Source organism: Limnomicrobium aquaticum, assembly GCF_040545545.1.
In the GTDB taxonomy this organism is placed as follows: Bacteria; Pseudomonadota; Alphaproteobacteria; order Rhizobiales; family Rhizobiaceae; genus Ensifer_A; species Ensifer_A aquaticum.
In genome coordinates this window covers 300,373-317,699 of record NZ_JBEPMB010000004.1, presented here as the reverse complement: position 1 = coordinate 317,699, position 17,327 = coordinate 300,373, and the positions used below count along the sequence as shown (strand labels likewise).

The 17,327-nt window shown below is 60.6% G+C and carries 18 protein-coding genes and 1 other RNA gene; 7 read left to right on the top strand and 12 right to left on the bottom strand.

Features of this window, described 5'->3' with window-relative positions:
* Positions 1-14 precede the first annotated feature (14 nt).
* Complete coding sequence (locus ABID16_RS15095) at positions 15-1,658, top strand: FAD-binding dehydrogenase (RefSeq protein ID WP_354557161.1); 1,644 nt, start codon at positions 15-17, stop codon at positions 1,656-1,658.
* Positions 1,659-1,895: 237 nt separating this feature from the next.
* Here the strand turns inward: ABID16_RS15095 and ABID16_RS15090 are convergent, their stop codons facing one another.
* The 4 genes from ABID16_RS15090 to ABID16_RS15075 form a co-directional block, all read right to left on the bottom strand.
* On the bottom strand, positions 1,896-2,177 hold the full coding sequence (locus ABID16_RS15090; RefSeq protein WP_354557160.1) for a hypothetical protein: 282 nt from the start codon (positions 2,175-2,177) through the stop codon (positions 1,896-1,898).
* A 59-nt stretch (positions 2,178-2,236) separates the two neighbouring features.
* Positions 2,237-2,548 (bottom strand): YciI family protein, encoded by a 312-nt coding sequence (locus ABID16_RS15085; RefSeq protein ID WP_354557159.1) that lies wholly within the window; start codon positions 2,546-2,548, stop codon positions 2,237-2,239.
* Position 2,549: 1 nt separating this feature from the next.
* Positions 2,550-3,821, bottom strand: coding sequence for a flavin-dependent oxidoreductase (locus ABID16_RS15080; protein ID WP_354557158.1), 1,272 nt, complete (start codon positions 3,819-3,821; stop codon positions 2,550-2,552).
* 142 nt (positions 3,822-3,963) lie between these two features.
* Positions 3,964-5,766: an ABC transporter transmembrane domain-containing protein gene (locus ABID16_RS15075; RefSeq protein ID WP_354557157.1), complete on the bottom strand. Its 1,803-nt coding sequence runs from the start codon at positions 5,764-5,766 to the stop codon at positions 3,964-3,966.
* Positions 5,767-5,984: 218 nt separating this feature from the next.
* Here ABID16_RS15075 and rpmE point away from each other — a divergent pair, with 218 nt between their 5' ends.
* Positions 5,985-6,206: a 50S ribosomal protein L31 gene (rpmE, locus tag ABID16_RS15070; protein WP_109856819.1), complete on the top strand. Its 222-nt coding sequence runs from the start codon at positions 5,985-5,987 to the stop codon at positions 6,204-6,206.
* A gap of 205 nt (positions 6,207-6,411) precedes the next feature.
* Here rpmE and rcdA read toward each other — a convergent pair whose 3' ends face one another.
* From rcdA to ABID16_RS15055, 3 genes are all read right to left on the bottom strand, one after another.
* A complete protein-coding gene (rcdA, locus tag ABID16_RS15065; protein WP_354557156.1) occupies positions 6,412-6,927 on the bottom strand; it encodes a protease adaptor protein RcdA in 516 nt (171 codons plus the stop codon).
* A gap of 352 nt (positions 6,928-7,279) precedes the next feature.
* On the bottom strand, positions 7,280-7,471 hold the full coding sequence (locus ABID16_RS15060) for a DUF1192 domain-containing protein (protein WP_354557155.1): 192 nt from the start codon (positions 7,469-7,471) through the stop codon (positions 7,280-7,282).
* On the bottom strand, positions 7,468-8,763 hold the full coding sequence (locus ABID16_RS15055; protein WP_354557154.1) for an MFS transporter: 1,296 nt from the start codon (positions 8,761-8,763) through the stop codon (positions 7,468-7,470). The genes ABID16_RS15060 and ABID16_RS15055 overlap by 4 nt, the downstream gene beginning before the upstream one ends.
* Before the next feature lie 180 nt (positions 8,764-8,943).
* On the opposite strand from ABID16_RS15055, the gene ABID16_RS15050 reads away from it, so the two are divergent.
* Positions 8,944-9,096: a hypothetical protein gene (locus tag ABID16_RS15050; RefSeq protein WP_230829399.1), complete on the top strand. Its 153-nt coding sequence runs from the start codon at positions 8,944-8,946 to the stop codon at positions 9,094-9,096.
* 78 nt (positions 9,097-9,174) lie between these two features.
* On the opposite strand, the gene ABID16_RS15045 is transcribed toward ABID16_RS15050, so the two are convergent.
* The 3 genes from ABID16_RS15045 to ssrS form a co-directional block, all read right to left on the bottom strand.
* Entirely contained in the window at positions 9,175-10,197 is a 1,023-nt protein-coding gene (locus ABID16_RS15045; protein ID WP_354557153.1) for a class I fructose-bisphosphate aldolase, read from the bottom strand.
* Between the two features lie 204 nt (positions 10,198-10,401).
* Positions 10,402-11,601: a phosphoglycerate kinase gene (locus ABID16_RS15040; protein WP_354557152.1), complete on the bottom strand. Its 1,200-nt coding sequence runs from the start codon at positions 11,599-11,601 to the stop codon at positions 10,402-10,404.
* Between the two features lie 265 nt (positions 11,602-11,866).
* A non-coding RNA gene (ssrS, locus tag ABID16_RS15035) (6S RNA) lies at positions 11,867-12,025 on the bottom strand.
* 207 nt (positions 12,026-12,232) lie between these two features.
* Here ssrS and ABID16_RS15030 point away from each other — a divergent pair.
* The 3 genes from ABID16_RS15030 to ABID16_RS15020 all read left to right on the top strand — a co-directional run bounded on the left by ABID16_RS15030 (position 12,233) and on the right by ABID16_RS15020 (position 14,204).
* Complete coding sequence (locus ABID16_RS15030) at positions 12,233-13,516, top strand: hemolysin family protein (protein WP_354557151.1); 1,284 nt, start codon at positions 12,233-12,235, stop codon at positions 13,514-13,516.
* Positions 13,517-13,590: 74 nt separating this feature from the next.
* Positions 13,591-13,869 carry a type II toxin-antitoxin system RelE/ParE family toxin gene (locus tag ABID16_RS15025; RefSeq protein WP_354557150.1) on the top strand — a complete coding sequence of 93 codons (279 nt, stop codon included), beginning with the start codon at positions 13,591-13,593 and terminating at the stop codon, positions 13,867-13,869.
* Between the two features lie 29 nt (positions 13,870-13,898).
* Complete coding sequence (locus tag ABID16_RS15020) at positions 13,899-14,204, top strand: HigA family addiction module antitoxin (protein ID WP_354557149.1); 306 nt, start codon at positions 13,899-13,901, stop codon at positions 14,202-14,204.
* A gap of 8 nt (positions 14,205-14,212) precedes the next feature.
* Here the strand turns inward: ABID16_RS15020 and ABID16_RS15015 are convergent, their stop codons facing one another.
* Together ABID16_RS15015 and ABID16_RS15010 are read right to left on the bottom strand one after the other, a co-directional pair.
* The gene (locus tag ABID16_RS15015) at positions 14,213-14,572 is read right to left on the bottom strand and encodes a cell division protein ZapA (RefSeq protein WP_354557148.1); all 360 of its coding nucleotides are present in this window, start codon (positions 14,570-14,572) and stop codon (positions 14,213-14,215) included.
* Between the two features lie 11 nt (positions 14,573-14,583).
* A complete protein-coding gene (locus ABID16_RS15010; protein ID WP_354557147.1) occupies positions 14,584-14,859 on the bottom strand; it encodes a DUF4164 domain-containing protein in 276 nt (91 codons plus the stop codon).
* A 365-nt stretch (positions 14,860-15,224) separates the two neighbouring features.
* Between ABID16_RS15010 and tkt the strand changes: the two genes are divergently transcribed.
* Positions 15,225-17,204, top strand: coding sequence for a transketolase (gene tkt / locus ABID16_RS15005; RefSeq protein ID WP_354557146.1), 1,980 nt, complete (start codon positions 15,225-15,227; stop codon positions 17,202-17,204).
* Positions 17,205-17,327: the final 123 nt, after the last annotated feature.

The following is a 17,327-nucleotide window of genomic DNA, read 5'->3' as shown; positions in this document are numbered from 1 at the left end:
GAGGAGCGAGCGGCATGGATTGTGATCTTCTGGTGATTGGCGGCGGTCTCGCCGGTCTTGTGGCAGCAACTGAAGCCATCGCGCGCGGGCTGAAAGTCATCGTTCTCGATCAGGAAGGTGAGCAGAACCTGGGCGGGCAGGCCTTCTGGTCGCTTGGCGGCCTCTTCTTTGTCGACAGTCCCGAACAGCGCTTCATGCGCATCCGTGACAATCTCGATCTCGCGCGCCAGGACTGGATGGGCTCGGCGCAGTTCGACCGGCCGGAAGACCATTGGCCGCGCCAATGGGCGGAAGCCTATCTCAACTTCGCCGCCGGCGAGAAACGCTCCTGGCTCCATTCGCTCGGCATGCGCTGGTTCCCGGTCGTCGGCTGGGCCGAACGCGGCGGCTCGCTCGCCAACGGCCACGGCAATTCCGTCCCCCGCTTCCACATCACCTGGGGCACCGGCCCCGGCGTCCTCGAACCCTTCGTACGCCTCGCCCGTGAGGCCGAAAAGAAGGGCTTGCTCTCCTTCCGCTTCCGTCATCAGGTCGATGAACTCATCACCACCAACGGCGCCGTCACCGGCGCGCGTGGAACGACGCTCGCGCCCGACCCGGTCCAGCGCGGCGGCAGGAGCAACCGCAACGCAATCGGCGATTTCGAAATCTCCGCCGGCGCAACGCTCGTCGCCTCCGGCGGCATCGGCGGCAACCACGATCTGGTGCGCAAGAACTGGCCGGTCGAGCGCCTCGGCAAACCGCCGGAATTCATGGTGTCGGGCGTGCCCGCCCATGTCGACGGTCGCATGGTTGCCATCACCCAGGCAGCGCGCGGCTCGGTCATCAATGCCGACCGCATGTGGCACTATACCGAGGGCTTGCGGAACTGGGACCCAATCTGGCCGAACCATGGCATCCGAATCCTGCCCGGCCCTTCGTCACTCTGGTTGGATGCCGAGGGCAACCGCTTCCCCGCCCCCGCCATGCCCGGCTTCGATACGCTGGCAACGTTGAAGGCGATCAAGGCCACCGGTTACGACTATAGCTGGTTCATCCTCACCAAGGCCATCATCAAGAAGGAGTTTGCCCTTTCAGGCTCCGAGCAGAACCCGGACCTGACGGGCAAGAACATCCCGCTCCTCCTCAAGCGCCTCGGCAAGGAGCCCAACGCGCCGGTCAAGGCCTTCATGGAGAAGGGCGCCGACTTCGTCGTCCGCGACAATCTGGAAGACCTTGTCGAAGGCATGAACGCGCTTTCCGGCGAACACCGCCTCGACACCAAGCGCGTCCGCGCCGTGGTGGAAGCCCGCGACCGCGAGATCGACAACTCGTTCTCCAAGGATGCGCAGGTGACCGCCATCCGCGGAGCACGAAACTATCTCGGCGACAAGATCATGCGCACCGCCAAACCTCACCGACTGCTCGACCCGTCAAAAGGCCCGCTCATCGCCGTCAGGCTCAACATCCTCACCCGCAAGACGCTCGGCGGCCTGCAAACAGACCTCGAAGGCCGTGTGCTGGAAGAAAACGGCCAAGTCGTCCCCGGCCTCTACGCCGCCGGCGAAGTCGCCGGCTTCGGCGGCGGGGGCTATCATGGCTACAATGCACTGGAGGGGACGTTTCTCGGCGGCTGCATTTTCTCGGGGAGAGTCGCGGGGCAGAGCGTGGGGAAATAAGGGCCCGCAACATTGCGCAACAATGTTATCGTGCCTGTCTATCCATGCTTTGAACGGAGCTGCCATGGCAGACTTGCCCCGCGATACTCATCAGGACAGAGCCAAAGAACACCCCGAATTTCGCAATGCGGCAATAGCTGACAATGAATGGCTCATCGTCAAGTCAAGATGGGAGAAGTTTGAACGCGTTGGTGATTGCATCGATCACAGCGACGTCGAACGCTGGGCAGCTTCGCTTCAAGCGGCCGCTACGCGGTGACGCAAAGCGATCTCTGAATCCCGCTCCTGCCTGATCCGGCGCAGGACCTCGACGCTGTCTTCGCCGCTCGTATCGTAGGATGGAAGCTTGTCAAGCGCGTCAAGCGCGTCAAGCGCACGCTTGCGTGCATCGCGCAGCAGAGCATCGGCAATAGCCTGCTCTACGAAGCGCGAGCGCTTTGACGCAGGAACGACACCTTCCAACTCCGCATTCGGAGACTTGGAAATCGTGAAGGCCGCTCTTTCCTTGTGATCGTTCACGGGGTCCGCTCCATGCTTGTGCGCATAATATCACACACACCAAACATGGACAAACGCCCCTAAACCTGATCCTCAGCCACAATCCGCGATGGATCAAACACGGCGTGGATGGGCAATATCTCCCGCGAAGCAAACAGTCCGGCGATCTCGTAAGGATCGGCCGCATTGAAGGCCTGAATTGCCGCTTCGTCGACAGCTTCCATCACCATCCAGGTGCCGTTCATCGTCTCGCGACCGAGCGGCGAGCCAACGAGCACGCGCACAAGCCCGCCGCCGCCGGTCTTCACATGGGCGAGATGGGCGGCGCGGCTTTCCTTGCGGACCTCCAGCATGCCCGGCTTGTCCTGCGAAATGACGAGGAAATGCGGCATGTCAGGCAACATCCTTCTTCGGCAGTTGCACGATGGACGGACGGCTGTTCAGCCCATCGACATCCATCCCGGCGATCTTCTTGTAATTGGCGGCAGTCTCCTGCAGTTCCGCGTCGGAGAGCACATCAGAGACCTTCTCGAATTCGCCACCACAACGCTCCTCGACAATGTTCATCACATGGTCCGGCCCGTTGCCGCGATTGGCCATGACGAGCCGCGTTGTCGCCGGCCTGCGCTCGGCCTCGTAAGCCTCCAGCGCCTCCACACCCACGCCGCGCGCGATGAATTCGCGCACCAGCACGCGGGCATCCAGAATGCCCTGCGACGCGCCATTGGAACCTATCGGATACATGGCGTGCGCCGCGTCACCCGCCAGCGTCGTGCGGCCGAATGTCCAGCGCTTGACCGGATCGCGGTCGACCATCGGGAATTCGTAGCAATAGCCGCCGTCCTGCATCAGCTTCGGAATGTCGAGCCAGTCGAAGTGCCAGTCCTGGAAGGCCGGGAAGAAATCGTCGAAATTGCCGTGGCGGTTATAGTCCTCGCGGTTCCATTTCTTGTCCGGCGGGAATTTCAGTTCCGCGATCCAGTTGATCTCGGCCTCCCCCGTTTCCGGGTCGGCCTTGCTGATCGGGTAGGTCACGAATTTCTGCCATTCGTGGCCGGCCATGCCCATGGTGGCTTCGGTGATGAAGGGCTTGGCCTTCGCCGTGCCGCGCCACAGGATCGAGCCGCCCCAATGCGGCGCGCCCTCGCCCGGATAGAACTTGGCGCGGATGTTCGAATGAATGCCCTCGCAGGCGACGAAGACAGTGCCTTCAGCCGTGGACAAATTTCCCTGCTTGTCGCGGAAGGTGACGATGACGCCGCCATCGACATCCTTGCAATCGACCGCCTCGCGACCCGTCACCACAGTGCCCTTGCCGGCGCGTTCTTCCAGCGCATGGAACAGCATCATCTGGAAACCGCCGCGATGAACAGAAAACTGCGGCCAGGAATAGCCCGCAAACTGCCCGCGCGGCTCCGACCAGATCTGCTTGCCCTTCTTGGAGAAATAGGCGACCTCGCGCGTGCGCACGCCGATAGCGTCCATCTCCGCCTCAAGGCCCATTTCGAACAGTTCGCGCACGGCATGCGGCTGCACGTTGATGCCGACGCCCAGCGGCTTGAGCTCGCTCACCTGTTCGAAGATGCGAAACGGAATGCCCGCCTGATGGCACGAAATGGCAAGCGTCAGGCCGGTAATGCCGGCCCCGGCGATGATGACGGTCATGAAACCCTCCCGCGTGGCGCGTTTCACTTCTTGGCGGTGAAGGCGCGCATAACTGAACCTAAACCCAACCCCGGGGCTGTTGGCTGGTGTTTTAACGGCTAAAGGTTATGTCGGCAAACTATTTCATCCGAGACAATCGCGCTCAGACCTGAAGCTCCGCCAGTTCCTTGCCATCGAACTGCAGCGAAGCGAGCCGCGCATAAATACCGCCCTTGGCGACAAGGCTCTGGTGATTGCCCTCTTCCACCACGCGGCCATCGTCCATGACGAGAATCCGGTTCGCCTTGAGCACGGTGGCAAGACGATGCGCAATCACGATCGTCGTGCGATCCTTCATCAGCCCGTCGAGTGCGTTCTGCACCAACTTTTCGCTCTCCGCGTCCAGCGCCGAGGTGGCCTCATCCAGCAGCAGCACGGGCGCGTTCTTGAGAATAGCGCGTGCTATGGCGATGCGCTGGCGCTGGCCGCCTGACAGCGTCACGCCGCGCTCGCCCGACATCGTGTCATAGCCATTGTCGAGCCGTTCGATGAAGTCATGCGCGTGCGCTGCCTTGGCCGCAGCGATGACATCGGCGCGGCTGGCATTGGGCCGGCCGAAGGCAATGTTGTCGTGAATGGTTGAGGCAAAGATCGTCACATCCTGGGGCACGATGGAAAGCCGCGCCCGCAGTTCTGCGGGATCGACGTCACGAACAGAAACACCATCCAGCGCGATCTCACCCGCCGTCGTATCGTAATAGCGCAGGATGAGCGAAAGTACGGTGCTCTTGCCCGCCCCCGAGGAGCCGACAATGGCGACCGTTTCGCCGGGCTCGACCTTGAAGCTCAATCCCTTGAGCGCCGAACGCTCAGGTGCTGAAGGATAGGCAAAGCGCACGTCATTGAAGGCTATTGCGCCGGCGGCAGTCGCCGGAAAGCGCTTTGGGTTTGCCGGCGCGCGGATGGCCGGCACTTCGGCGAGCAATTCGGCTAGCCGCTCGGCCGCGCCCGAAGCCTGCGCAATCTCGCCCCAGACTTCCGAAAGGGCCCCGAGGCTCGACGCCGCTACCACCGCATAAAGCACGAATTGCCCAAGCGTACCCGCCGACATCGACCCGTCGAGCACGGCATGCGCGCCATACCAGAGCACCCCGGCGATGCTGCCGAACACCATGGAAATCGCCACGCCGGTCAGGATCGAACGCGAGCGGATCGCCGCCTGCGCAGCACCGAATGCGCCTTCGATCGCATCCCCATAGCGCCCGCTTGCCGCAGGTCCACCGTTGAAAGCCTGAACAGTCCGGATCGCGCCGATCGATTCGCTGGCATAGGCGGAGGCTTCAGCCAGCGTATCCTGCGCAGAGCGAGAGCGCTTGCGCACCGAACGGCCGAAGGCAATGAGCGGAAAGACGATGAAGGGAATGGCGACCAGAACCAGCGCCGACAGCCGCGGACTGGTGTAAACCATCATCGCCGCCCCGCCGAGACAGAGGATGAGGTTGCGCAGCGCCAGCGACGCCGTTGCGCCCACGACCGACTTCACCTGAGTCGTATCGGCCGTCAGCCGCGAGACAATCTCGCCGGACTGATTGACGTCGAAGAAGGACGGGGAAAGCTTGATGACATGGGAATAAACATCACGCCGGAGGTCCGCAACGATCCGCTCGCCGATGGAGATGACATAATAATACCGCATGGCGCTGGCAAAGGCGAGCAACAGCGCCAGTGCGATCAGCATGCCGAAATAGTTGTTGATGAAGCCTGCATCCGACTGCGAGAAGCCGTGGTCGATCATGCGGCGCACGGCCAGCGGCAAAGCCAGCGTGGCGACGGCGGCAAGCGTCAGGAAAATCAACGCTTTGACGACCATTCCGCGGTAGTGGCCGAGATAGGGAAGAAGTGTGGCCAGCGGCTTCAGCGATCGCGTGCGCGGTGCTTCCAGATGATCGACTTCGCTCAACGCCATTCCCTCTCGCTCAGATGCCGACGGCAGGCAACGGGCAGGCTTGCGGGAATGCGCAAGTTTTGTCCGCCGGGCCTTGTTATCCGGCAATCCTTCATGTATAGGCACGGCACTCATTAGGGGACCGGCCAAAATTCGGTTGCGGCTCCATTTACGCGTTTGGGTCAGATGCCGCAATGGTCTGCGGCAATTGTTCCCACCCCAGGCAGGAAGACAAGGTTATGAAGGCTGACATTCATCCCGACTATCACGTGATCAAGGTGGTCATGACCGATGGTACCGAATACGAAACCCGCTCCACGTGGGGCGCTGCAGGCGACGTGCTGAACCTGGATATCGACCCGAAGTCGCATCCGGCCTGGACCGGCGGCAACCAGCAGCTCATGGACCGCGGCGGCCGCGTTTCCAAGTTCAACAAGCGCTTCGGCGGCCTCGGCCTCTGATCCTGTTGACAGGCATGTTCTGAAAGCCCGGCCTTTGTGCCGGGTTTTTTGCGTTTCGCGGCCGTCTCCTCGCCCCCGGCTACTACATTCCTTTGACAAACAAAAAGACGGCGGAGTTGCCTCCGCCGTCAAGTCGTACTCAGGATGGTTCTATGGTCGTTCCGGGGAAAGCGGGACGGCTTTCAGTCCGAAACCAAGAGAGGCGTCAGTGGCGACCGAAGGCGGTCTGCAGCAGCGAGAGCTGCGCCTGAACGCTGTTCTGGTTGTCATGAACAGCCGGCGCGTCAGCCGGGCGATAGATTTCGCGGTCGAGCAGCGCCACGCGGCTCTGCAGACGATGCGAACGCTCGATCAGTTCGCGAAAGGAGAGCGGCAGGTCTTCCCAGCCCGGAGCCTCGCGGTCGAGGTTGTAGGCGTCGAGACGAACCTTCTTCTTTTCCGACATGACCTGGTCGCGGGTCATCTCGCCATTGTTGACGGCGCGCTGCAGGAGCAGCCAGGAGGCCATCTGCATGAGGCGGGTGGTCAGGCGCATGGATTCTGCGGCGTAAAGAACCGAAACCTGACGCGGCAGAACCTTGGAAGCGGCGCGACCCGGACCGTCGAGGTAGCTCGCGGTTTCTTCAACCAGCGCCATGCCCTCGGCATAGAGCGACTTGAACTGTGCGGACGAAGCCGCATGGCCTGCGAAACTGATGGTGTTCAAACCGGTGTCAGACATTCTTTATCGCCTCGGTACGCATCAAACTTAAAGGCTGAAGGGAATTTTTGTTCCCTGCTTGTGTGAACATAACATGATGCTAATAGCACAAGGGCGCAAGCCGAATCTTAAGAAAAGGTTAATACCCCCATTAACCAGTGGCAGGACCACGTTTTTCGGCCAGAATTGTTGCAACGCAAACAAAAAAAGAGCCGCAAAAAGCGGCTCTCAAGGTAAAACAGGGAGAAAATCAGAAGTCGCTCATGAAGCTGAACCATCTGAACCCAGAAAGCTCTGGATGACCCTAGTAATATCTTATGAAGGTTTCTGATTACTTAACATTGCCGGAAAAGTGCCGTTTTTGAACACGCAATCATCGTTTGAAGAGGCTGTCAGCAGCGGCACGGCTGGCGCCTTTGGCCACAGCCTCGACCTCAAGGCGCGCAATCTCGGACTTGAGCAATTCAATCCGCATGTTCAGCTCGTCCACCGAAAGAAGAGAAAGATCCTGCCCGATGTCGTGGGCCACCTTTCGGGTCGGCCGGTCCTCGTCAAAAACACTCATGCCGCTTTCTCCTCCTTGCCCTTGCCATGACGGTCACCGCCCTGCCCCTCCTCAGTCGATCCGCCGGCAAGCGGGCTCAGGTTGAAGCTCTCGGGGGTCTTCACGGTGATATGGCCGAGCGGAATATAGGCGTCGCGATCCGCCGTCGGCACCGGAGCACGCATGCGCGACCGGAAGACAGCGTAGATGGTGATGGCGACATGGGCGAGTGATGTGATGGCGAAAAGCGCGTAAGGCCCGAAGGCCGCCATGACCGGGCCGCCGAGCGTCGGCCCGATGACCGTGCCGAGACCGTAAAGCAGGAGCAGTCCGCCCGACACCTTCACATAGTTTTCCGGTGAGGCATGATCGTTGGCATGCGCGGCAGCCAGCGGATAGAGTGCGTTTGCCGATGCGCCATAGAGCGAGACGATCGCCAGAAGCACCATGACATTCGAAGGCTGGAAGAGCGCCAGCACCCAGCCGGAAAGCGCACCGATCCCCGCAAGCGTCGCCAGAACCAGACGGCGATCCATGCGGTCGGAAAGACGGCCGGTCGGGATCTGGATCAGGGCGCCGGCGGCAATCGCCAGGCTCATCATCAAAGCAACGTGTCCTGACGAGAGATTGGCTTTCGCGCCGAAGACTGCACCGAGCGTCCCGAATGCGCCATTGGCAATCCCGATCAGCACCATGCCGACAAAGGCGATCGGCGAATTCCGGTAGAGAGCAATGACATCAAGCCTGACGCTCTTCAGCGGCTGCGGAGACGCCGCCGTGGACAGCGTTGTCGGCAGCATGGCCACACAATAGAGAATGCCCACGATCATGAAGAGCACGGTCGTGTGAATGTCGCCCGAAGCCACCATCATCTGCCCGCCGACGACGCCCGCCAGCGTGATCATGATATAGGTTGAAAAGATGACACCACGGTTCTTGTTATCGACGCGCTCGTTGAGCCAGCTTTCGATGATCATCGACGTTCCGGCGGAGGCAAATCCTGTGAGCGCGCGCAACGCGATCCACGCTGTAGGTTCAATCAGTATCCCCGTCAGCAGCGCGATGATCGCTGTCAGCGACAGGAAGCCTGAGAAAGCCCGGACATGGCCGATCCGGCGCACGACGATCGGGGCCAGAAAGCAACCCGCGACAAAGCCCGTCGACCAGGACGTCCCGAGCAGCCCGAGCGTCGTCGTCGAGTACCCTTCAGCCGTGCCACGGAGCGGCAGAAGCAGCGAATGCAGGCCATTGCCGAAGAACAGAAACAGCGTTCCGACCAGAAGCGAAAATACCGGAAGAAGATTACGCCGCATGAATGTCCCGTCCCAACCCGCGCATCAAGGCAGGCCTATAAATATGTGTCCGGCTTGAAAGAGGACCGCCTTTGCTTTAGCGCGAAGGATGATCGTGGTCCCGAAACTTCTCTGTCGAATGCTTATGACGGAAATCATGACACGGATATGGCGAAACTCAAGAACAGGGCATGAAGCAACGTGACGAAGATTATCGCTTTGTTGCTGATCCTGGCCATGCTGGTCCATATCGTGAAACCGCTCGGTCTGCCGGGCCTGCGCCGTCGCGGCGATTTCTGGAAGATTGCCGTCTTCGCCTTCGCAATCACAATGTTCGTCAGCCTGCTGAGATAGACGAAAATGCGCGGAAAATAAAAACGCGCGAAAGTTTCCTTCCGCGCGTCCGATTTTCAAGACTGGATCGAAAGGGCCTCAAGCAGCCTTTTCGAGGTCCGCCTTCCAGTTGCCGAGGGCAGCAAGCCCGTTCATGCGGGCGCGGTGCGTGAAGGCACGCTGGCCGGCAGCGACATTCTCCGGCTTGCCACCCCATGCGGCGAGCGCCGTTGCCTGCAGAGCGCGGCCATAGGAGAAGGTGAGCTTCCACGGCAGGTCATAGGTGTTCATGGCTGACAGATGCGCAGTTGCTTCTTCGGAGGACTGACCACCCGACAAGAAGGCAATGCCCGGAACGGCGGAGGGAACCGTGCGCTTCAGCACGCGAACCGTGCGCTCGGCCACTTCGGCAACGGAGGCCTTGCGGGCATTCTTGCCGTCGATGACCATGCTCGGCTTCAGGATCATGCCTTCGAGGCTGACGCGCGCTTCGGCAAGCTCTTCAAACGTCGTGCGCAGCGTCCATTCCGTCACCTCTTCCGAACGGTCGATGGAATGCGTGCCCGGTGCACCGTCCATCAGCACTTCCGGCTCGACAATCGGCACGATGCCGGCGGCCTGGCAGAGCGCGGCATAGCGGGCCAGCGCCTGGGCATTGGCGCGCAGCGAACCGCGCGTCGGCAACACGTCGGAAACGGCGATCACGCCGCGCCACTTGGCAAAGCGTGCACCGGCTTCGTAATAGCGGGCAAGACGCTCGCCAAGGCCGTCGAGGCCTTCCGTGATCGTTTCGCCGGGGAAGTTGACCATGGGCTTTGCGCCCGTATCGACCTTGATGCCGGGGATCGAGCCGGCAGCCTTGATCAGATCGGCCAGCGACGTGCCGTCCTTGGCTTTCTGGAAGAGCGTTTCTTCATAGAGAATGACGCCGGAAATGTAGTTCTTCATCGCGTCGTCGGCGCGGAACAGCATCTCGCGATAATCGCGCCGGCTGTCCTCGGTCGAGGTCAGGTTGATGCTGTCGAAGCGCTTCTTGATCGTGGACGTCGATTCGTCCGCTGCGAGCAACCCCTTGCCCGGCGCCACCATCGCGACTGCAATATCTTCAATCCGTTCGGCCATTTCAAAACACCTCCGTTCAACGTTTAACCGCCGATAACAGAAGAATATGACGAGGAAAATGGGCCTTAAAATGCCTTAAACGATTTAAATTTGACTAAATCGGTTTAAATAAAAATAAATCGGTTTAAAATTCACCGAAAAATCCTATTGTTTTTATTATATTTAATACGGCCGCCGAATTTATCGGCGGCCGCAACAGTTCAGTTACTTCGAAGCGTTGAGGATATCCACGCCCGGCAGCGGCTTTCCTTCCATCCATTCCAGGAAGGCACCGCCGGCGGTCGAGACATAGGTGAAATCGTCGCCCACGCCGGCATGATTGACGGCAGCAACCGTATCGCCGCCACCGGCAACAGAGACGAGCTTGCCGGCCCTGGTCTGCGCAGCCGCATGCTGTGCGGCAGAAACTGTCGCCTTGTCGAAGGGCTCGATCTCGAAGGCGCCGAGCGGACCGTTCCAGACCAGCGTCGCGGCCTTCTCGATCCAGCCATTGACCTTTTCGACCGACTTCGGACCCACATCGAGCATCATCGCGTCTGCCGGAATGGCAGAAACGGCAACGGTTTCGTTGGCCGCATTGGCCTTGAACTCGCGGGCAACAACGCCGTCCACCGGAAGAACGATGGCGCAGCCGGCCTTCTCGGCTTCTGCGAGGATCGTGCGGGCGGTGTCAGCGAGATCATGCTCGCAGAGCGACTTGCCGACATTGATGCCTTGAGCCGCCAGGAACGTATTCGCCATGCCGCCGCCGATGACCAGCGCATCGACCTTCTTCACGAGGTTCTGCAGCAGATCGATCTTGGTGGAGACCTTCGCGCCGCCGACAATCGCCACGACCGGGCGGGTCGGATTGCCGAGACCCTTTTCCAGCGCCTCAAGCTCGGCCTGCATCGTGCGGCCCGCGTAAGCCGGCATGTGATGGGCAAGGCCCTCCGTCGAGGCATGCGCGCGGTGGGCAGCCGAGAAGGCGTCATTGACAAAGATGTCGCCATTGGCGGCAAGGGCTGCGGTGAACTCCGGCGTGTTCTTTTCCTCACCCTTGTGGAAGCGGGTGTTTTCAAGAAGCAGGATATCGCCGTTCTGCATGGCATCGATTGCGGACTTCGCGACATCGCCAATGCAATCGGAGGCGAAGAGCACGCGGCGGTCGAGCACGGCTTCAACCGCCGGCGCGATCGTCTTCAGCGACATGTCGGCAACCACTTCGCCCTTCGGACGGCCGAAATGCGCGAGCAGGATCACCTTCGCGCCCTTGTCGGAAAGCTCGAGAATGGTCGGCGCAACACGCTCTATACGCGTCGCATCCGTCACTTTGCCGTCACTGACGGGAACGTTGAGGTCGACGCGCACCAGCACGCGCTTGCCGGCGATGTCGTTGAGATCGTCAAGAGTTTTGAAGGTCATGGCAGGTCCCCGAATGGCATAAGACGAAGGGAAGAAAGCACGGCTTTCCGGATCGGACCGGACCATACACGCACATGTTCTGGAGACAAGGGGATAGATCAAACGAAGGCCTCACGGCTTCTTTGCTCCAAGCATGAAAGGGAAACCTCGGCACAAAGTACCGCAAGCGCAGAGCGCGTCGCCGGTCATCCGGCGCCCCCGTGGAGCGCAGCCCGAAGGGCGACCAGCGCGTGAACGCAAAAAACTGCGTGAACGAAAAGAAAGAGTGCGATCCACGGCAACCGATGGTGCTTTACGATCCTGGGCGCCTACAGAAGTAGGTGGGCACCATGTGACCAAACCCACGGGTCTGGTCAGGGACAGTTCCCTTAGGATCGAGTATGGCCCCAGGGATGTGATGACCTGTCGTGAGGCGCAGACCGCATTCACAATGTAGGCCGAAAGTGCGCTGATTACCAGTGCCGCTTTTTGTTTTACGCAACTCATCTGCAATGCGCGCATTGAACACGACAGAATCAGCACCTATTATGCGAGCGTTCGCACACTATCAGCCATGTCACCCCTTTTGCGAATGCATTGACCCCGGGCACCAGACCGCTGGTGCCGAGCGGGCCAACCCCATGGAATTCCCGTGCTAACCGAAATCCTCATCGTCGTCCTACTGACCATTCTCAATGGCGTGCTCTCCATGTCGGAACTGGCCGTTGTCTCCTCGCGGCCCGTTCGGCTGAGAATGCTGGCGGAACAGGGCAGCAAGGGCGCAGCCACCGCAATCCGCCTTGCAGAGAACCCCGGCCGCTTTCTTTCGACGGTGCAGATCGGCATCACGCTGGTTGGCGTCCTTTCCGGCGCCTTCTCCGGTGCAACGCTCGGTGCCCGCCTGACCACCTGGCTTGAGGCACAGGGCATGTCGCCAAACGCAGCGGACTGGCTGGGCGTCGGCTCGGTCGTCGTTGCCATCACCTATCTGTCGCTCATCGTCGGCGAACTGGTACCCAAGCAGATTGCGCTCCGCGCACCCGAAGCGGTTGCCGTCAAGGTCGCGCCTGCCATGTCTTGGCTGTCGCGCTTTGCGCTGCCGCTGGTTTGGCTGCTCGATGCCTCCGGCAAGGCAGTCCTCGCACTTCTCGGCCAGAAAGGCGCTTCGGATGACGCCGTAACCGACGAGGAAATCCGCACCGTTCTTGCCGAAGCCCATCATGCCGGCGTCATCGAGGCGGAAGAATCCGCCATGATCTCTGGCGTCATGCGCCTGGCAGACCGCACGGCACGCGGCCTGATGACGCCACGACGCGACGTGGAAATTCTCGATATCGAAGACACCGATGCGGAAATCCGCGAGCAACTGCAAAAGACCCAACGCTCGCGCCTTCCGGTCCGCGACGGCGCCTCGGACGAAATCGTCGGCGTGCTTTTCGTGAAGGATGCGCTGGATGCCCTGCTGCGCGGCGAGAAGCTGAACCTCAAGGCGATCATGCGCGACGCGCCCGTCGTGTCGGACCTTTCAGGCGCCATCGACGTTATCGAAGCCCTGCGCCAGACGCCGGCCCACATGGTTCTCGTCTATGACGAGTTCGGCCATTTCGAAGGTATCGTCACTTCGGGAGACGTCCTGGAAGCCATCACCGGCGTCTTCATGGATGATACGTCCGAAGAGCCCGCCATTCTTCTTCGCGAGGATGGCTCCTACCTCGTCGCCGGCTGGACCCCCATCGACGAATTCGCCGACCGCATGAACATTTCCGTCGGCGACGACCCCGATTTCGAAACTGTCGCCGGCTTTGCCATCGAAGAGCTGAAACACCTCCCCGTGCTTGGCGAAACTTTCACGGCCCAGGGCTGGCATTTCGAAGTCATCGACCTCGACAACCGCCGCATCGACAAGCTGCTGGTGAAACGGGCGGAGCGAGCGTAAGCTGAATCGCGTTGACATATGTAAGCAAAAAACTTACATATTTCTCCTGATGATTGTTCACGGTTGAGGCGGCAGTGATCAGGACATTCAAGAGCAAGGCGTTGAAAGAGCTTTTCGAAACAGGTCGCTCAAGCAAGGTTCAGCCTGCTTTGCAAAGACGAATAAATCTGCATCTTGACCGACTTGAACAGATAGAACGCGTAGAAGAAATGAATCTGCCCGGTTTCAACTTCCATGCGCTGCGAGGTTTTGAGCCGCCTCGATACACGGTCCATATCAACGGTCCTTGGTGCATAACGTTTGAATTCTCGGACGGTGACGCTTGGAACGTTGATTTGGAACAGTATCATTGAGTAGCAGGACCGAGGAAAAGGCGAAGATCATGACGAATGAAATTAGACGTCCAATTCAGCGCTGCCCTTCGCATCCGGGCGCATTGCTCGATGATATCATTCCGGCGACCGGCAAGACCAAGGTCGAGATCGCAAATCTGCTCGGCATTTCGCGACAGCAGCTTTATGACATCATCAACGAAAGGAAGCCTGTCTCGCCCAACGTCGCCGCGCGCCTTGGAAAACTGTTCGGCGATGGAGCGGGCGTCTGGCTTAGGATGCAGGCTGCCCATGATGCGTGGCAGGCCGAGCATTCGATCGATGTCTCGGCCATTCCGACCTTAAAGTCGGCGTAAGGCAACCTTCAACCGCCGTTGATCTTCTGCGTGATCCCGTTGATCTGGTTCGTCAGCTCGCCAAGCGCCGCAACGAGCAGCGTGTCGCTCTTGTCAGAAGCGGCCAGCATGCTCTCGCGGGACCGGGCAAGGTTTTCGGTTTCCGTCTCCAGCGCCTTCAGCCGGCGGCTCACATCGGACAACTCGTCCATGACCATGATGCCGGCCATGACGGTGAGGCGTAGATCGCCGATCTCGCCGAACTGCGATTTGAGATGCATCACATAGCGGTCGAACCGGGCCGCAAGCTCGGTCAGATGCCCTTCCTGGCCCTCTTCGCACGCCATGCGATAGGCTTTGCCGTCGATTTGTACGGTGACCTGGGCCATGATCTTTCCTGTCAGCGATCGAGGACGGCGCGGATGGTTTCCATCGCCGTCACCAGACGGCGGGAAACCTCGCGGTTGACTTCTTCCAGCCGGTTCGCCCGGAATTCGGACTGGTCGAGATCATGCGCGAGCTTGGCGCGGTCCTGATGGACGCGTCGCACCTCCCCCCGATACTCCGCCGAAGACATTTCCCGATCAAAGCGACCGTCGATTGCGCCCGCAAGCGCCTGCACGGCGACCCTCAGTTCCTCGACTGCCGATTTGACCGTCTTGTCTCCCGGAGCCATCTCTGCCCTGCATCCTCATACGCTGAATAGACATTTGCGCGCCGGCGAATCGTCACAGCTTCGGTCGGCTTATCGTTGAACAGTAGTCAGTTGAACCGACTAGCGTCAATAAAGCGCGGCGCGATCAGAGCGCACTCCAACCCGCTTTGCTGTGGATGAGACATCAATCGTTTCAAATCTCGCCGCCATTGTGACCGCGACAAGTTATCGCTTGAACTCGGTCGCGAAAGCGCGGTTAGACATGCCGCAGAACACTCAGTTTTGTTGACTCCAGCGCCCCACCTGCTATGTCTCTCCGCGATTTCACGGAGGCCGCGGGAGGAACGCGCGGTCACTCAATCGACACCGGAAAAGACGGGTAAATCATGATCTCGCGCGAACAACATAACCGGATGGCCAATGCGATCCGCTTCCTGTCCATGGATGCCGTCCAGAAGGCAAATTCCGGCCACCCCGGCCTGCCGATGGGCGCGGCCGACATCGCCACGGTGCTCTTCACGCGCTATCTGAAGTTCGATCCCAAGCAGCCGCTCTGGGCCGACCGCGACCGTTTCGTGCTCTCCGCCGGCCACGGCTCGATGCTGCTCTACTCGCTCCTCTACCTCACGGGCTATGAGGACATGACGATCGAGGACATCAAGCAGTTCCGCCAGATCGGCGCCAAGACCGCCGGCCATCCGGAATACGGTCACGCCTCGGGCATCGAAACGACGACCGGCCCGCTCGGCCAGGGCATTGCCAATGCCGTCGGCATGGCGATTGCCGAGCGCAAGCTCAACGACGAGTTCGGCGCCGACCTGCAGAACCATTACACCTATGTTCTGTGCGGCGACGGCTGCCTCATGGAAGGTATCAGCCAAGAGGCGATTTCGCTCGCCGGCCACCTGAAGCTCAACAAGCTCGTCGTCTTCTGGGACGACAACGACATCACCATCGACGGCCATGTCGGTGTTGCTGACTCCACCGACCAGCACGCCCGCTTCCGCGCCTGCGGCTGGAACACGATCGCTGTCGACGGTCATAACCCGGATGAGATTGCCGCTGCGATCGAAACCGCCCAGAAGTCCGACAAGCCGACCATGATCGCCTGCAAGACGATCATCGGCTTCGGCGCGCCCACCAAGCAGGGCACGCACAATGTTCACGGCGCACCGCTCGGCGCGGAAGAAATCGCCGCCGCCCGCAAGCAGCTGAACTGGGACTCCGAGCCCTTCGTCGTTCCCGCAGACGTGCTCGACGCATGGCGCGCGGCCGGCACACGTTCGGCCAAGGCCCGTTCGGACTGGGAAGCCCGCCTTGCTGCCGCTGACACGGCCAAGAAGTCCGAATTCACTCGCCGCTTCGCCGGCAAGCTGCCTGAAGGCTTCGGCGCCGCAATTTCCGCCTACAAGCAGAAGCTTGCTGACGAGAAGCCGACGGTCGCGACACGCAAGGCCTCTGAAAACGCGCTGGAAGTCGTCAATGGCGTCGTTCCCGAAACGATCGGCGGTTCCGCCGACCTGACCGGCTCGAACAACACCAAGACGAGCCAGACAAAGTCGATCACGCCGACGGACTTCTCCGGCCGCTACATGCACTGGGGCGTTCGCGAACACGGCATGGCCGCTGCCATGAACGGCATGGCGCTGCATGGCGGCCTCATCCCCTATTCCGGCGGCTTCCTGATCTTCTCGGACTATTGCCGTCCGTCGATCCGCCTTGCCTCCCTCATGGGCATCCGCGTCATCCACGTTCTCACGCATGATTCCATCGGTCTCGGCGAAGACGGCCCGACGCACCAGCCGGTGGAGCAGATGGCGGCGTTGCGCGCCATCCCGAACCTCATGATGTTCCGCCCGGCCGACGCGACTGAAACCGCCGAATGCTGGCAGATCGCCCTTGAGACGCAGGACCGTCCGTCCGGCATTGCGCTGACCCGCCAGAACCTGATGGCCGTTCGCACCGAAATGTCGGAAAAGAACCTCTGCGCACTCGGTGCCTACGAGCTCGTCGCCGCCAAGGACGCCAAGGTTTCGATCTTTGCATCCGGCTCGGAAGTCGAGATCGCCGTGCTGGCAGCCCGCGCACTGACAGACAAGGGCATCGCCGCCCGCGTCGTTTCCGTCCCCTGCTTCGAGCTTTTCGCCGAGCAGCCGGAAGACTACCGCAAGGCCGTCATCGGCAACGCGGCAGTCAAGATCGGCGTCGAAGCCGCCATCCGCCAGGGCTGGGACGAGATCATCGGCTCCCACGGCACCTTCATCGGCATGAAGAGCTTCGGCGCTTCCGGTCCGTACAAGGAACTCTACAAGCATTTCGGCATCACGGTGGACGCCGTGGTGGCAGCGGCTGAAGCCCGCGTCTGATGCGGTTCCGGCGAAACCGGCTCCCGGTTTCGCCTCCGGACTTGCGTGAAATCAAGGAATTTGGAGCGCCGATCTGATCCAGTCGGGTCTACGCTCCAGAAAACGGAATTGTCCACGGGATTG

What these genes read in the sequence shown, in the direction of transcription:
- ABID16_RS15095 (WP_354557161.1), top strand. Translation starts at nt 15, where the DNA reads ATGGATTGTGATCTTCTGGTGATTGGCGGCGGTCTCGCCGGTCTTGTG.
- ABID16_RS15085 (WP_354557159.1), bottom strand. Translation starts at nt 2,548, where the DNA reads ATGCCGCATTTCCTCGTCATTTCGCAGGACAAGCCGGGCATGCTGGAG.
- ABID16_RS15080 (WP_354557158.1), bottom strand. Translation starts at nt 3,821, where the DNA reads ATGACCGTCATCATCGCCGGGGCCGGCATTACCGGCCTGACGCTTGCC.
- ABID16_RS15075 (WP_354557157.1), bottom strand. Translation starts at nt 5,766, where the DNA reads ATGGCGTTGAGCGAAGTCGATCATCTGGAAGCACCGCGCACGCGATCG.
- rpmE (WP_109856819.1), top strand. Translation starts at nt 5,985, where the DNA reads ATGAAGGCTGACATTCATCCCGACTATCACGTGATCAAGGTGGTCATG.
- rcdA (WP_354557156.1), bottom strand. Translation starts at nt 6,927, where the DNA reads ATGTCTGACACCGGTTTGAACACCATCAGTTTCGCAGGCCATGCGGCT.
- ABID16_RS15060 (WP_354557155.1), bottom strand. Translation starts at nt 7,471, where the DNA reads ATGAGTGTTTTTGACGAGGACCGGCCGACCCGAAAGGTGGCCCACGAC.
- ABID16_RS15055 (WP_354557154.1), bottom strand. Translation starts at nt 8,763, where the DNA reads ATGCGGCGTAATCTTCTTCCGGTATTTTCGCTTCTGGTCGGAACGCTG.
- ABID16_RS15045 (WP_354557153.1), bottom strand. Translation starts at nt 10,197, where the DNA reads ATGGCCGAACGGATTGAAGATATTGCAGTCGCGATGGTGGCGCCGGGC.
- ABID16_RS15040 (WP_354557152.1), bottom strand. Translation starts at nt 11,601, where the DNA reads ATGACCTTCAAAACTCTTGACGATCTCAACGACATCGCCGGCAAGCGC.
- ABID16_RS15020 (WP_354557149.1), top strand. Translation starts at nt 13,899, where the DNA reads ATGACGAATGAAATTAGACGTCCAATTCAGCGCTGCCCTTCGCATCCG.
- ABID16_RS15015 (WP_354557148.1), bottom strand. Translation starts at nt 14,572, where the DNA reads ATGGCCCAGGTCACCGTACAAATCGACGGCAAAGCCTATCGCATGGCG.
- ABID16_RS15010 (WP_354557147.1), bottom strand. Translation starts at nt 14,859, where the DNA reads ATGGCTCCGGGAGACAAGACGGTCAAATCGGCAGTCGAGGAACTGAGG.
- tkt (WP_354557146.1), top strand. Translation starts at nt 15,225, where the DNA reads ATGATCTCGCGCGAACAACATAACCGGATGGCCAATGCGATCCGCTTC.